Source organism: Rhizobium sp. WW22, assembly GCF_047041135.1.
Lineage (GTDB): Bacteria > Pseudomonadota > Alphaproteobacteria > Rhizobiales > Rhizobiaceae > Rhizobium.
In genome coordinates this window covers 460,136-473,851 of sequence record NZ_CP178198.1, presented here as the reverse complement: position 1 = coordinate 473,851, position 13,716 = coordinate 460,136, and the positions used below count along the sequence as shown (strand labels likewise).

Genomic DNA, 13,716 nt, shown 5'->3' with positions numbered 1-13,716 from the left:
TCAAGGTTCCTCACCCTCCCCTTGAGAGAGAGGGTCGGCACGGCGTGCCGGAGTGGGGTGAAAACGGTCGGCCTCTGCTAGCAAAATTTGCCGCTGCTGCACAATGGCAAATATCGTATCCAGGACAGCCTCGACCTCATCTATGACCTCGGCATTCCAGAATCGGCCGACATGGTAGCCTTGGCTTTCGAGATAGGCCGTGCGCTCAGCATCATAACGTCTTGGCGCCTCTTCCGCATGCTGGCTGCCGTCGAGCTCGATGATGAGACCGATCTGATGACAGGCGAAAGCGGCCAAGTAGCGCCCGATCGAAACCTGGCGGCGAAAATGCGTGCCCTCAATCGGAATGCGCCACAGCTGTTTCCAGAGCTTGGCTTCCGCATCGGTCGCATAGGCGCGCAGACGCCAGCCGTTGGCGATTTTGAAGCGGTCGAGCTTGGAGGGCTTTTGGGGCAGAAGAATCTCCGTGTGGCTGAAACAGCGAAGTTGATGAGTCGTGAGGTACACCCTCCCCTTGAGGGGGTCGGCACAAAGTGCCGAGGTGGGGTGATCATGGCAAACTCCGCAGCCAAACAATTGTCACCCCTGCCCGCCGCTGCGCGGCGACCTCCCCCCTCAAGGGGGAGGTGTTCACTACCATCCGCCGCCGCCACCACCGCCGCCACCCCCGCCGGAGAAACCGCCACCGCCGCCTCCCCCACCGCCGAAAGCGGAGGACGAGCTGGAGACGGGTGCGGGGATGGTTGAAGCGATGGTGGACGCCATGGAGGACGAGAAGTCGCCGATCGTTCCGCCGATATTGCCGGAGTTGAAATTGCCGGAATACCAGAGCGGTGCGTAGGCGGCCGCCGCGCCACCCGCAGCGGTGGCGAGCCAAGTTTCAAAGGCGCTGGACCACGGCTTTTCGACACCGAGTGCGACTGCATAGGGCAGCAGCTTTTCGAAATGCTGCGGCGACATCTGCGGCGCACCCTGCATGTTCATTCGGTCGCGCTCGGCGAGCGTCAGATATTGCCTGAGGCCGGCGATGCCATCCATTATCTTGCGCCCGAGCGGCGTCGGCGCACCCATCAGAAAATAGAAGACGACGTTGAGCGCGAAAATGCCGACGATAGCGGCGACCAGCGGCAGCAGGCACGCTTCCCACAACGGCACGACCGCGGCGGCAAAACCGCTAACGGCAATCGAGACGAAGAGGAAGCCGAAGAAGGCGAAAATCAGCACCGAAATGATGCGCTGGGCGAGGCTGGCACTATGCTTGCGAAACCTGCGGCCGATCGAGCTGGCGAAAAGCGTTACGAAAATCGACAGGAAGCCCGGCACGATAATGAGCGGCAGGGCATTTTCATGCAGGCGGCCGAAGATGACAATGGAAGCCAGGATGAGGATCGACAGTGCGATACCAGCAATAACATAGAGCGCATTGGCCTTGTAATATTCGTCGCGATGATTGCGCTCGATCGCGCTGCGGAACTTCGCACCGAGTCGCTGCACCGCTTCGCCGTTTTCCTTGTCGATGACAAGTGGAGAAAATGGCCCGACGGCTTGCATGATCACCTTGTCGCCGCCACCGAGATCGCTGCCTGCCTTGCCCGTCGGGCGCATAACGACCTTTTCCTTCAGGTCGTCCAAGATGACATAGCCGCGCACGGCGAGATCGATCGCCGTCGCTGAGAATGCCGTCCAGCCGGAGCTGGCAAAGCCCCTATTGTCGATATAATTGACGAGCGCGGGAGAGATGCCTTCGGGTGGGTCCCAGCGCGGAACCATGACGCCCGGCCGAGGATCGCGGCCAACCGCGATCCAGCTTCGCATATAGTAGGCAAACAGCAGGATCAGCCCGCCGACGGCAATGATCGTATCGAGATGATCCCGAAGGAACCAGCCCCATTGCTGGCTGTCGCTCGGCGGTGTGATTGCGCCCTTCGCGAGCTTGATGGCAACCGTCAGACCTTCGCCGGCTGCGAGCGGCCTTGTCGTCGCAAAAGTAACGATATTGCCCTGTTGGTTTGCACTTGCGTTCTTGCCGGTAGCGCCGAGCGGCCCCGTAAAGAAGGCAAGCTGCTGCGGCTGTACGCCCTCCGGCAGGGTGACGGCCGCCTTAGCATTGAGGATCGGGAACAGCCAGCCGTTGCCAGTCACGTTCCAATAAAGTTCGTCATGATCGCCGAAATAGCGCATTTGACGATTGGTGTCGTAGGTGAGGCGGAATGAATGCGGGCCTGGGTTGAGACTTCTGTCGCCGTTACCGATGTAGATGCGCTCGCCGCCCTTGATGCGCTCGCTATGCCAATCCTCCGGCTGCCCATCGCGCTCGACGGAGACGACCTTGAAATCCACCTCGATCTCGCGGCCGTTGGCATCGGTCATTGTCAGCGGGAAATCCCGGAAGATGCCGCGGCGGATGTTTTGGCCTTCGGCATTGACGGAGATCGTCTCGACGACCTGCATGGAGCCGTCACGATGCAGCGCGATCGCTTGATCGAAGTTGGTGATGAGCTCGGCTGCCGTTACCGCCGTTGCGCCAAGCAGCAGGCACAGAGCCAGGAAGAACCCGCAAAGCCGTGTCATCACTCCCCCAAAGGATGGCCGCGACGCCGTTGCCGGCGCCGCTTCACGTCAGGAACATGCCTGCGCTCAGCCTCCCTTGAGATGGCGGAGCGTCAGTCTTCGTAAGCGACACCAAGAGACGCCAGCACGTTCCAGTAGGACGGGAAGGTCTTGGCGACGCAATCAGGGTCGAGAATGGTGATGCCGCCGATCTTCAGGCCGGCGAGCGCAAAGCTCATGGCGATGCGGTGATCGGCAAAGCTGTCGATTTCTGCCGGCAGCACCTTGCCGGCGAGGCTCGGATCGGATGCGACGATGAGATCATCGCCCTCTTCAGTCCCGAGGTTCGGCACGATGCGGGACAGGCCGCTCGACAAGGCGCGGATGCGATCGCATTCCTTGACGCGCAGGTTCTCGATGCCGACGAAGCGCACCGGCGTTTCATTGAAGGCGGCGAGAACGGCAAGCGTCGGGATAGCATCCTGCATCTGCGAGCCGTCAATGACGGCGGGCAGATGCGGAAACTTCGAGATCAGATCATAGGCCTTCGCATCCGGCTGCGAGAATTGTTCCGCCGGCGTGCCGAGATCGATCTTGCCACCGCTCAACACTTCAGCTGCCCAGAGATAGGTCGCAGCGGAGGCATCGGGCTCGATCACGAAGTCCGCGGCATGATAGCCGGTGGGCTCGACGCGCCAGGCAACCCGGCTCACACGCTCCACTTTGGCGCCGAAAGCGCGCATGGCAGCAACCGTCAGATCGATATAGCCGAGAGCCCCGATATGCTCGCCGAGCAGTTCGACGTCGACAGCGCGGTCACCGCCGGCTGCCATCATCAATAGAGCCGAAACATACTGGCTGGACAGGCCGCCATCGATCTGCACGCGGCTTGCCTCGAAGCGGCCGGTACCGTTGATGGTCACGGGCGGGCAGCCAGTTTCCGTGGAGGCATCAATGCCGAGCGAGCGCAATGCGTCGACGAGCGGGCCGATCGGCCGCTTGCGCATATGGGCATCGCCATCGACGATGACCTCGCCGTCAACCAGCGCTGCAGCTGCCGTCAGGAAGCGTGTCGCCGTGCCGGCATTGCCGAGGAAAAGCGGGGCAGCCGGCGCCTTCAGCTTGCCGCTGCCGGTCACGATGAAGGTCGTGTCGTCGGGCTCGTCGATGACTACGCCCATGGCGCGCAGAGCCTCGGCCATATAGCGGGTATCGTCGCTCTTCAGCGCGCCGGTCAGCCGGCTCGTGCCCTTGGCAAGGCCCGCGAGCAGCAGTGCGCGGTTGGTGATCGACTTCGATCCCGGCGGCATGGCGCGCCCGGTCAAAGGCTTGCCCGGCGGGATAATCGTGAGTTTGGCTCTACCCATCATCATTCTCTTTGGTCAGTCAGGAAAGCGGCCGATGGCCAGCGGTCGGCATCCTTTACCGCCTCACATGAAAAACTGATAGCGGAAATCTCAGAACTTTACCGTTGGAACGGCACGGTCCGCTTCGTTTGATATCTCGAAATAGGCCTTCTTGGTAAAGCCGAAGGGGCCGGCGATGAGATTGTTCGGGAAGGTCTCGACCTTGACGTTCAGATCGCGCGCGGCACCATTGTAATAACGGCGCGACATCTGGATTTCGCCCTCGACGCCCTCCAGAGAGCGCTGCAATTCGAGAAAGTTCGTATTGGCCTTGAGATCGGGATAGGCTTCGGCGAGCGCGATCACGCGGCCGAGTGCCTGCGATAACAAACCCTCCGCCTGACCGCGGGCGGCGACATCCCCAGACGGCACGGCCTGCGCCTTGTTGCGCAGTTCGACAACCTCTTCCAAGGTCTGGCGTTCATGGCCGGCATAGCCTTTGACCGTCTCGACCAGATTGGGAATGAGGTCGGCGCGGCGCTTCAACTGAACGTCGATGCCGGACCAGGCCTCCTCCGCCACCTGGCGTGCACGGACGAGCCCGTTATAGGCGAAGACGACATAGAGCGCGGCCAGCACTATGATCGCTAGAAGAATAAGCATCTGAAATCCCCCGTGGCGACTGCAACCCAAGGGACACTAGGCAGATTTCACGCCAATGTCACCCGGCTTTAACGGCGGAGCAGAGCCAAGATAGGCTGTGGCGATGCCCAATCCTGGGGAAGCTTGCCTCACGCGGCCTGCTGATTCCAATTGACACCGCCGGCATCGGTCAGCAGGAAAGCCTCGCCGCAGGTCTTGGCGAGCGTGCGCACGCGGAGAATGTAACTCTGTCTCTCCGTTACCGAAATGACGCCGCGGGCATCGAGCAGGTTGAAGACGTGGCTCGCCTTGATGCACTGGTCGTAAGCCGGAAAGACGCATTTGTGCAGGCGATGATTTTCACTGTCACCCGGCGCGCCGGCTGCCAACAACGCCTGACATTCCTTCTCGGCATCGATGAAATGGCGGTGCAGCATCTCGGTATTGGCATATTCGAAATTATGCCGGGAATATTCCTGCTCGGCCTGCAGGAAGACATCGCCATAGGTGATCTTGTCTTCGCCCTCGAGGCCGTTGAAATTCAGGTCATAGACACTGTCGACACCCTGAACATAGGTCGCAAGACGCTCCAGACCGTAGGTCAGCTCACCGGCGACGGGTGCGCATTCGATGCCGCAAACCTGCTGGAAATAGGTGAACTGCGAGACTTCCATGCCGTCGCACCAGCATTCCCAGCCGAGACCCCATGCGCCGAGCGTCGGGCTTTCCCAGTCGTCCTCGACGAAGCGGATGTCATGCAGAAGCGGATCGAGGCCAATCGCCTTCAGCGAGCCGAGATAAAGCTCCTGCAGGTTCGGAGGATTGGGCTTCAGGATGACCTGATACTGATAATAGTGCTGTAGGCGGTTCGGGTTCTCGCCATAGCGACCGTCGGACGGACGGCGGGACGGCTGGACATAGGCAGCCCGCCAAGGCTTCGGACCCAGCGAACGCAGCGTGGTGGCCGGATGAAACGTGCCGGCGCCGACTTCCATGTCGTAGGGCTGCAGAACCGCGCAGCCCTTGTCGGCCCAGTAATTGTGCAACGTCAGGATGAGGGCCTGAAAGGAGCGCTTCGGGTTCATATGGTCGGGCACGTTGGCAGTCATGGGAACTGATTTCTTCCACTAGCGAATTGTTTGGCGGACAGGTGCCACGCCGGGGCGAATGGGTCAAGGCTTTGCAGTACAAGCGGCGATGCAACCCGCCACACCGGGACATATGAGTTTCATTCATCCTCGCGCTTCACATGATACTCGCCGGTTTTCGGGTCCTTGACCAAGGTTCCCATCGCGCCGGTACGGCGTTCCGTTTCGGCGCGGCGGGATTTTTCGGCGAGCCGCTGGGCATCGCGCACGAAACGTCGATACAGGAACCAAATCCCGCCGACGGCGATGATGAAGAAGATGATCCGGGACATTAGCCAGCGCTCCCGCCTACAATCCGTACCGGCCCCACAATGCCTTTTCCTCTACCGCTTCCGCAAGCCCGGATGCAATCCCGGCGCCGAGGCCATCCACGCCGCCAAGCGAAATGCCGGGAGCCTTGCGGCCGAAAAGGCTGCGCGGCGTGGTGATCAGCGTTGGCTTGACCTTGTCGCCGAAGCGCTTCCTCAACTCCTGACGCATGTCTCCCAGGCCGTCGATCAGGCCAAGCTCCAGCCCGCGGCTGCCGGTCCAGAACAGGCCGGAGAATACCGCTTCGTCCGCCGAGAGCTTTCCTGTGCGACGATCGAGCACCATGTCGATGAAGACCTTGTGGATTTCGAGCTGCAGGCTCTTCAGATATTCGATGTCCTTTTCCTTCTCCGGTTGGAACGGATCGAGGATCACCTTGTTCGCACCGGCTGTGTAGACGCGGCGCTCGACACCGATCTTCTTCAACAACTCCGGAAAACCGAACCCGCCGGAAACGACGCCGATCGAACCGACGATGGAGGTGGCATCGGCAATGATCTCGTCACCTGCGAGCGCGATCATGTAACCACCAGAGGCTGCGACATCCTCAACGAAGACCAGGACCTTCTTATCTTTCTCGGCGGCCAGATCGCGGATGCGATTGTAGATCATCCGCGACTGCACTGGAGAGCCGCCCGGCGAATTGACGATAATGGCGACGGCCGGCGCCGTCTTCACGTTGAAGGCCTTTTCAAGCGCCTGCGAAACGCCGGCGAGATTCAGCGATTGCCGCAGCGGACCACCACCGGAAGAGATGACGCCGCTCAGACGGACGACGGGTACGATCACCTCCTCCTTGCGGAAGCGCTTCGGAAGCATGCGTCTCAAGAACCCAACCATTCGTCATCCCTGTTTCATGATGTTTGTTGCCCGTGATGTATGCATGGAAACGCCAAACACAATATTGCGGATCGTATTTGATGCCCTGATGCTGAGCGCGCCGAATGGCTAGCGGCGCGGATACGAAGTGCGGCCGTTGTTCATGTCATCGACGAAATCGGTGAATTTATGCGTTCCCTCGCCATGCATGATCAATGGTGCCCGAAGCGCCAGTCTGGCCCTCGAACCCTTGATTGCCGTCACCAGAATGCGCACCGCACTCTCACCCTCGCGGGGATGGATCGGCGTGATTTCAATGCCGCCGAAGCGGCGGCCGCAGGCGGCGATGATCTCGCCGATCGATTCTGGCCGCGCGATCAGCGAGAGCTGGCCGCCCGGGATCATGATCGCGCCTGCCGTGCGGATCCACCGTTCGAACAGCCCGTCGGTCATGGCATGCGCCTCGGCCTTCAGCACGTCGGGTGTCAGCCTGTCACTGGCATCGTTGAAAGGCGGGTTCATGATGACGTGGTGGAAACTGTCGTCGACGAGACCCGCTTCGTTGCGGTCCTTGCCGGTCAGCGTGACATCGGCTTCGATTACCGAGACGCGGCCGGTAAAACGCGCATTTTCCGGCAGCAGGAGGCTCTTGCGCGCGAACTCGGCCATATCGGACGAGCGCTCGAATAGCACGACCTCCGCTCGGTCGAGTCTCGAGGCCACAGCCATTCCGGCTGCTCCGGCGCCCGCGCCGAGATCCGCCACCCGGATCGTACGCTCATCTGCGACAAGCGCTGCGAGCAGCATGGCATCCATGCCGGAGCGGTGCCCCCGGCCCTTCGGCTGCACGACATGGAAGGCGCCGCGGTGGAAGGCATCAATGGTTTCGGAGAGGCTTTCAGTCATGGCGAACCTCAGGACCGGGCCGGGCGCAACTCGTCGCCGAGGCCGGCATCGACGAGGATCCGCCGGGCCTGATCGGCACGCTCCTCCTCCACCAAAAAACGGCGCGGCAGCATCCCGAGGGAGCCTTCCAGAATGCTCATGGCCTGGTCCGCAATGAAGCAATGAATTCCCGCATCCTTCATCAGGCTCTCAGCGAATGAGAGAAGGACCGGGTCATTGGTACGGATCAACTCGTGCATAGGCCTTAGAATTCCTGTCAAATTTACGCGACGAGACAATTCGCCTCTTGCCGCCCGTTTCGCCCCTTCTTATTGTGCTTTGCAGAAAATGAACAGGAGTCCGGATCGTTGGGCGTCGTGATACCGCTGGAAGAAAGCAAGAATAAACTGGCATCCATCAAGCCGTTGGTGGACCTGACCAAGGCGGATATGGAACGCGTCAATCAGCTCATCCTGTCCAAGGCCGGCTCTGATGTGCAGATGATCCCGGAGGTTGCAGAGCACCTCATTTCCTCTGGCGGCAAGCGTTTGCGGCCGATGCTGACCATCGCGTCTGCCGCTCTTTACAGCTATCAGGGCGACAATCACATCAAACTCGCGACATCGGTCGAATTCCTGCATACGGCGACGCTGCTGCATGACGATGTGGTTGATGAAAGCGATCTGCGTCGCGGCAAGTCCACCGCCCGGATGATCTGGGGCAATCAGGCAAGCGTGCTGGTCGGGGATTTCCTGCTCGGCCAAGCTTTTCGAATGATGGTGGAAGTCGGCTCGCTCGATGCTCTCGACGTCTTGTCCTCGGCTGCCTGCGTCATCGCCGAAGGCGAAGTGCTGCAGCTCTCCGTTTCCAAGAACATGGAAACGACCGAGGACGATTATCTCTCGGTCATCCGCGCCAAGACTGCAGCGCTCTTTGCCGCTGCAGCTGAAGTCGGCCCGATCGTCGCCAATGCCGGCAAGGGGGAGCGCAACGCGCTGAAGTCCTACGGCACCAATCTCGGCCTCGCCTTCCAGCTCGTCGACGACGCGCTCGACTACGGCGGCAAGGCCGCCGATCTCGGCAAGAATGTCGGCGACGACTTCCGCGAGGGCAAGATCACGCTACCGGTGATTCTCGCCTATCGCCGCGGCACGGAGAAGGAGCGTGCCTTCTGGCGCGAGGCCATCGAAACCGGCAACAACAGTGACGAGAATCTCGAGAAGGCTCTCGGCCTGATCACGAAATATGGCGCGCTGGCCGACACAATTGCCCGTGCGGTCCATTACGGCACCATCGCGCGCGACGCCCTGGCACCCCTGCCGGAAACGCCTTGGAAATCGGCACTTCTAGAAGTGATCGATTTCTGCATCGAACGCGTTAATTGATGGCGGCCGCCTGAATTTGTTGCAGGGCCGCTTCAAAAAAGCCATCCTGTTGTGAATCAGTTGACACGAACGCTTTATGCCGCCGGCGTCTTCGCCGGCTGTCCCTTGATGAAAGGCTTTCTAATGCGGCAGAGACTTGCCATCCGTTTCCTCTCGGGCGTAGCCCTGGCGGCGGTCCTTTCGGTGTCCGCCCTGAATGTCGCGCGCGCCGATGATAAGCCGGCGGCAGCACCGGAGGCCAGCGCCGCGGTCGCCTTCGATACGGATAGTGTCGATACCTTCGCAGGCGCTTTCCTCGCCGCCCGTACCGCCGATGTCGATCACGACTACAATACTGCCATCGCGCTCTACAAAAAGGCGCTGATGATCGACCCGAGCAATCCGGAAATCCGCCAGCGGCTGATGATCTCGCTGCTGCTGAACGGCAATCTGGAAGAAGGCGTCAAATACGCCAACGAGCTGAAGAGCGACCCTTCCGTCGAACGCGTGACCACCATCGTGCGCGGCATGGATGCCATCCGCCGTCACGAATACCGTACCGCCCAGGAAATCCTCAAGTATAACGGTCCGAACGATCTCGACCGGATGATGACCAATCTGCTCGCCGCCTGGGCTCGCGCCGGATCCGGCCGCGGCAAGGAAGCCATCTCGATGATCGACAAGATGAAGGGCCCGGATTGGTTCAACATCTTCAAGAACTATCATGCCGGCGCCATTGCACTGACGATAGGCGACCTGAAATCGGCACGCTCGCACCTCAACGATGCGATCCTCGACAAGACGGGCGGAGCGACGGCTCCCGATACGTTCATGCGCGCCGTCATGGCGCTCGCGCGCCTCGAAGCCAAGGCCGGCGACAAGCAGAAGGCCCTGGATGCAATCTCCGTCGGCGACAATCTCGTCAGCAATTATGCTCCGTTGAATGCGCTGCGCGACAGCATCAGCAAGGGCGATACGCCGGACCAGCAGGTCACGAATGCCAGCGAGGGTGCGGCCGCCGTTCTCTTCACCATCGGTGCCGCGCTGAACCGCGACGGGGCCGAGGATGTCGTCTCGCTTTATCTACAGATTGCCAATTCTCTCGACCCCAAAGCGGCCGATACGCTGGTGTTGCTCGGCGGGCTGGCCGAAAAGCAGGAGCAGACCGATCGTGCGATCGGCTTCTACAAGAAGGTGCCTGATGACTCGCCAATGGCCCGCATCTCCGAGCTGCAGCTGGGCCTCGCACTCGCCCAGGCGGGTAAAGTCGATGATGCACGCAAGCATCTGAAGGCGCTGATCGATTCCGACCCCAACGATGTCCGCAGCTATCTCGCCTATGGCAGCGTCCTTTCGGATGCCAAGGACTTCCAGGCCATGGCCGACAATTACGACAAGGCTGTACAGATCATCGGCCCCGTGCCGAAGCGCAGCGACTGGGCGGTGTTCTTCCAGCGCGGCATTGCCTATGAGCGGCTGAAAAAGTGGGCGGATGCCGAGCCGAACTTCAAGAGGGCCCTTGAGCTCAATCCGGATCAGCCGCAGGTGCTAAACTATCTTGGCTATTCCTGGGTCGACATGAACATGAACCTCGACCAGGGTCTGGACATGATTAAGAAGGCCGTCGATCTGAGGCCGGACGACGGCTATATCGTCGATTCGCTTGGCTGGGCCTATTTCCGCCTCAACCGTTTCGACGATGCGGTGAGCGAACTGGAGCGGGCAGCGCAGCTGAAGGCCGGCGATCCGACGATCAATGATCACCTCGGCGACGCCTATTGGCGCGTCAATCGCAAACTCGAAGCCGTCTATCAGTGGAATCGGGCGCTCGCCTCGAAGCCGGAAGAGGCCGATATTCCGAAGATCAAAGAGAAGGTCGAGAAGGGCTTGCCGCCGCTCGACAACGATCCGAAGACCGTCGACAAGAGCAAGCAGCCCGATCCGGCACCCGCCCCCTCGCCCGACACGAACGCTCCGGCGCCGGTCGACAAGAAGTCCTAAGACTTCCATGAGCACGATCTTGGCAGCGGGTGATTTCGACCTTACGGAAGAAGCACCCGCAAAGATCAATCTTGCGCTGCATGTCACGGGGCGCCGCGCCGATGGCTATCATCTGCTGGACATGCTCGTCAGCTTTGCCCGCCACGGCGATCGTCTTTTCTTTCTCGCAAGCAAGGATGACGATTTCAGCCTTTCGGGACGGTTCGGCCCGTTGCTTTCGGCCGATGCAGAGGCCGGCGACAATCTAGTGCTCAAGGCGCGCGATCTCTTGCGCCAGGCAGCCAATTCATCCGGTCTCGATGCTCCCGCCGTCCATATTCATCTGGAAAAAAACCTGCCGATCGCATCGGGCATCGGCGGCGGTTCGGCGGATGCGGCGGCGGCATTGCGTGGGCTCATGCGGCTCTGGCGCCTCAGCCTGCCTGAAGGCACCCTCAAAACGATCGCTCTGAAGCTTGGCGCCGATGTGCCGATGTGTCTTTCGAGCCGGCCGCTGATTGCGCGTGGAATTGGCGAGGCGATAGATTTGCTGCCTTCCTTTCCTTCTTTTCCGATGATTCTCGGCAATCCGCTCGTCGGCGTCTCCACGCCCGAAGTGTTCCGCCAATTGTCGCGCAAGGATAATCCGCCATTGCTGTTTCCGTCGCAAATGCCGCAGGGTCAAGGCGAATGGATCGACACGATCAAGGCCCTGCGCAACGATCTCGAACCGCCGGCGCGCTCGATCTGCGGCGAGATTGGCGTGCTTTCCGGCCTGATCGAAAGCGAATCCCCGATCCTGACGCGCATGTCCGGCTCGGGCGCCACCTGTTTCGGCATCTTCGCCGATGCCGAACGGGCGAAGAAAGCCGCCGCGTCGCTTCACAGACAGAAGCCGGGCTGGTATTTCCAGGTAACGGAGACGATCGCGGGAGAGGCATGATGGCAGGTCCGGTCAACGAAAGATCCTTCATTCCCATCGGCATCGCAGTATTGACCGTTTCCGATACGCGCACGCTCGCCGACGACAAATCCGGCGATACGCTGGTTGCCCGCATTGCGGAAGCCGGCCACAGGCTTGCTGCCCGCGCCATCGTTCCCGACGACAAGGAGCGCATCCGCGCGCAGGTGGAAGCCTGGACCAAGGATGATACGGTCGATGTCGTGATCACCACCGGCGGCACGGGCTTTACCGGCCGCGACGTCACGCCGGAAGCGCTGGAGCCTTTGTTCGAGAAGCGCATGGATGGGTTTTCGGAAGTCTTCCATCGCATCTCCTATGACAAGATCGGCACGGCGACCATCCAGTCGCGGGCCACAGGCGGTGTGGCCAATGCCACCTTCATCTTCGTATTGCCGGGCTCTCCCGGTGCCTGCAAGGATGCCTGGGACGGCATCTTGAAGGCGCAGCTCGACTATCGCCACATGCCCTGCAATTTCGTGGAGATCATGCCGCGCCTTGACGAGCATCTAAAGCGCGGCGCCGGCTCGAGATAGGTCTTCTGCTCGCTGCGATATTGCGTGGCGGTCATGCCTTCGGCAGGACAGGAATTGATTCCCATGAATCGCCGCTGAGTATGATGCAGCTCCGGCCGGATATGTCGCTCATCAGCAGTGTCCAGTTGCCGCTCTCAGCAGCATAGATCTCAACGATCGTGCTTTGATCGAGCTTGCCGACAGCCGAAAGCTTTTCCGAAAGATGGTCGCCAAGAAACGCGACGATATCGACGCGCCTGGCACAGGCCAAGGTTACCTGAGCGGCGGCATTGCCGGGGGAAAGAATTGCACTTGCAACGAAGAGAGTTGCCATGAGGCGGTAGAGCATCGTGCGTTTCATAACGCACCTCCTTTCGCCGAAATCCCGGCGAAAAAGGAGAATTCCGCTGACCAATTCCGCCTGATATCGGCATCTTCATGGTCGGTCACTAACGCGACACGCGTAGGGTGCCGCCACACACGAATTATCGCAGCTATTCCCGCGTTTACAAATGGAATCTGCGGAACGTGAAACCCTATCGCGCCGCGCGCGCCACCCAGGACGGAATGAGTTCGCTTGAAAGCCTGCGGCCCTTCTGGCCCTTGGCAAATTCCGCGAGCTGCATGCCCGACCTGGCGATCGCGATGGCCTGGTGCTTCGAAAGCAGCAGGCCCAACTCCAATGGCGGCGAACGGCGGCCGATCCGCTTCAGAAAGGGGCGCCGATAGCCACGCGACGCGGTAAACCGCGCCGGGCCTTTGTTCAGGGAGACATATTCGGCGACCTCGTCGATCCAGCCCGCTTGCGGCCGCGCGCCCGGCTCGACCAGCAACAGCCATTCGCCGCGGGCCGCCCGCAATATGTCCTTGATATCCCACTGCGAGTAAAAGCGGCAGCCGGCAGCATCCGCCACTTTCGATGTGCCATCACTCGAACCGTGATCGAGCACGATCACGTCGCTGACCAGCCCCTCGACCGCGCCTGCCACCAATGCCGCCAATGTCTGCGCCAGCTCGGGTTCGTGATCCTGGCATTCGATGATGACCGTCAACATTGGCCATTTATAGAGCGGCGCATAATTTATTGCCAGCACCCAACCTTCGGCTCCAAACGTTTAAGAAAAGCATCATATGCCGCCGGAAACACTCACCGCCGGTATCGCCAAACACCTCCTCTCAACGAGGTGGAAAATGGTG

The 13,716-nt window shown here is 60.6% G+C and carries 15 protein-coding genes; 4 read left to right on the top strand and 11 right to left on the bottom strand.

The genetic code is table 11. The features are described from left to right. From ACK83U_RS02405 to ACK83U_RS02365, 9 genes are all read right to left on the bottom strand, one after another. Complete coding sequence (locus ACK83U_RS02405) at positions 1 to 576, bottom strand: endonuclease domain-containing protein (RefSeq protein ID WP_246712048.1); 576 nt, start codon at positions 574 to 576, stop codon at positions 1 to 3. 57 nt (positions 577 to 633) lie between these two features. Further along, positions 634 to 2,571 carry a DUF2207 domain-containing protein gene (locus ACK83U_RS02400; RefSeq protein WP_412474778.1) on the bottom strand — a complete coding sequence of 646 codons (1,938 nt, stop codon included), beginning with the start codon at positions 2,569 to 2,571 and terminating at the stop codon, positions 634 to 636. Positions 2,572 to 2,663: 92 nt separating this feature from the next. Continuing rightward, positions 2,664 to 3,920 (bottom strand): 3-phosphoshikimate 1-carboxyvinyltransferase, encoded by a 1,257-nt coding sequence (gene aroA / locus ACK83U_RS02395; protein WP_412474879.1) that lies wholly within the window; start codon positions 3,918 to 3,920, stop codon positions 2,664 to 2,666. An 87-nt stretch (positions 3,921 to 4,007) separates the two neighbouring features. Next, positions 4,008 to 4,559 carry a LemA family protein gene (locus ACK83U_RS02390; RefSeq protein ID WP_112335446.1) on the bottom strand — a complete coding sequence of 184 codons (552 nt, stop codon included), beginning with the start codon at positions 4,557 to 4,559 and terminating at the stop codon, positions 4,008 to 4,010. Positions 4,560 to 4,687: 128 nt separating this feature from the next. Next, positions 4,688 to 5,647 (bottom strand): glycine--tRNA ligase subunit alpha, encoded by a 960-nt coding sequence (locus tag ACK83U_RS02385; protein WP_112611443.1) that lies wholly within the window; start codon positions 5,645 to 5,647, stop codon positions 4,688 to 4,690. Between the two features lie 119 nt (positions 5,648 to 5,766). Continuing rightward, complete coding sequence (locus ACK83U_RS02380; protein ID WP_112335442.1) at positions 5,767 to 5,958, bottom strand: hypothetical protein; 192 nt, start codon at positions 5,956 to 5,958, stop codon at positions 5,767 to 5,769. Positions 5,959 to 5,974: 16 nt separating this feature from the next. Next, positions 5,975 to 6,835 carry a S49 family peptidase gene (locus ACK83U_RS02375; protein ID WP_112611441.1) on the bottom strand — a complete coding sequence of 287 codons (861 nt, stop codon included), beginning with the start codon at positions 6,833 to 6,835 and terminating at the stop codon, positions 5,975 to 5,977. 108 nt (positions 6,836 to 6,943) lie between these two features. Beyond that, the gene (locus ACK83U_RS02370) at positions 6,944 to 7,720 is read right to left on the bottom strand and encodes a tRNA1(Val) (adenine(37)-N6)-methyltransferase (RefSeq protein WP_112611439.1); all 777 of its coding nucleotides are present in this window, start codon (positions 7,718 to 7,720) and stop codon (positions 6,944 to 6,946) included. A gap of 8 nt (positions 7,721 to 7,728) precedes the next feature. Further along, positions 7,729 to 7,959 (bottom strand): DUF2007 domain-containing protein, encoded by a 231-nt coding sequence (locus ACK83U_RS02365; protein ID WP_112611437.1) that lies wholly within the window; start codon positions 7,957 to 7,959, stop codon positions 7,729 to 7,731. Positions 7,960 to 8,067: 108 nt separating this feature from the next. Here ACK83U_RS02365 and ACK83U_RS02360 point away from each other — a divergent pair, with 108 nt between their 5' ends. From ACK83U_RS02360 to moaB, 4 genes are all read left to right on the top strand, one after another. Next, a complete protein-coding gene (locus tag ACK83U_RS02360) occupies positions 8,068 to 9,084 on the top strand; it encodes a polyprenyl synthetase family protein (RefSeq protein ID WP_112611435.1) in 1,017 nt (338 codons plus the stop codon). A gap of 123 nt (positions 9,085 to 9,207) precedes the next feature. Beyond that, positions 9,208 to 11,064, top strand: a complete 1,857-nt coding sequence (locus tag ACK83U_RS02355; protein ID WP_112611451.1) for a tetratricopeptide repeat protein — start codon at positions 9,208 to 9,210, stop codon at positions 11,062 to 11,064. A gap of 7 nt (positions 11,065 to 11,071) precedes the next feature. After that, positions 11,072 to 11,986: a 4-(cytidine 5'-diphospho)-2-C-methyl-D-erythritol kinase gene (locus ACK83U_RS02350; protein ID WP_112611433.1), complete on the top strand. Its 915-nt coding sequence runs from the start codon at positions 11,072 to 11,074 to the stop codon at positions 11,984 to 11,986. After that, positions 11,986 to 12,540 (top strand): molybdenum cofactor biosynthesis protein B, encoded by a 555-nt coding sequence (gene moaB / locus ACK83U_RS02345; RefSeq protein WP_112611431.1) that lies wholly within the window; start codon positions 11,986 to 11,988, stop codon positions 12,538 to 12,540. The genes ACK83U_RS02350 and moaB overlap by 1 nt, the downstream gene beginning before the upstream one ends. A gap of 31 nt (positions 12,541 to 12,571) precedes the next feature. Here the strand turns inward: moaB and ACK83U_RS02340 are convergent, their stop codons facing one another. Both ACK83U_RS02340 and ACK83U_RS02335 read right to left on the bottom strand, forming a co-directional pair. Next, positions 12,572 to 12,880 carry a hypothetical protein gene (locus tag ACK83U_RS02340; protein ID WP_112611429.1) on the bottom strand — a complete coding sequence of 103 codons (309 nt, stop codon included), beginning with the start codon at positions 12,878 to 12,880 and terminating at the stop codon, positions 12,572 to 12,574. Positions 12,881 to 13,055: 175 nt separating this feature from the next. Beyond that, positions 13,056 to 13,574: a glycosyltransferase family 2 protein gene (locus ACK83U_RS02335; RefSeq protein ID WP_112611449.1), complete on the bottom strand. Its 519-nt coding sequence runs from the start codon at positions 13,572 to 13,574 to the stop codon at positions 13,056 to 13,058. Positions 13,575 to 13,716: the final 142 nt, after the last annotated feature.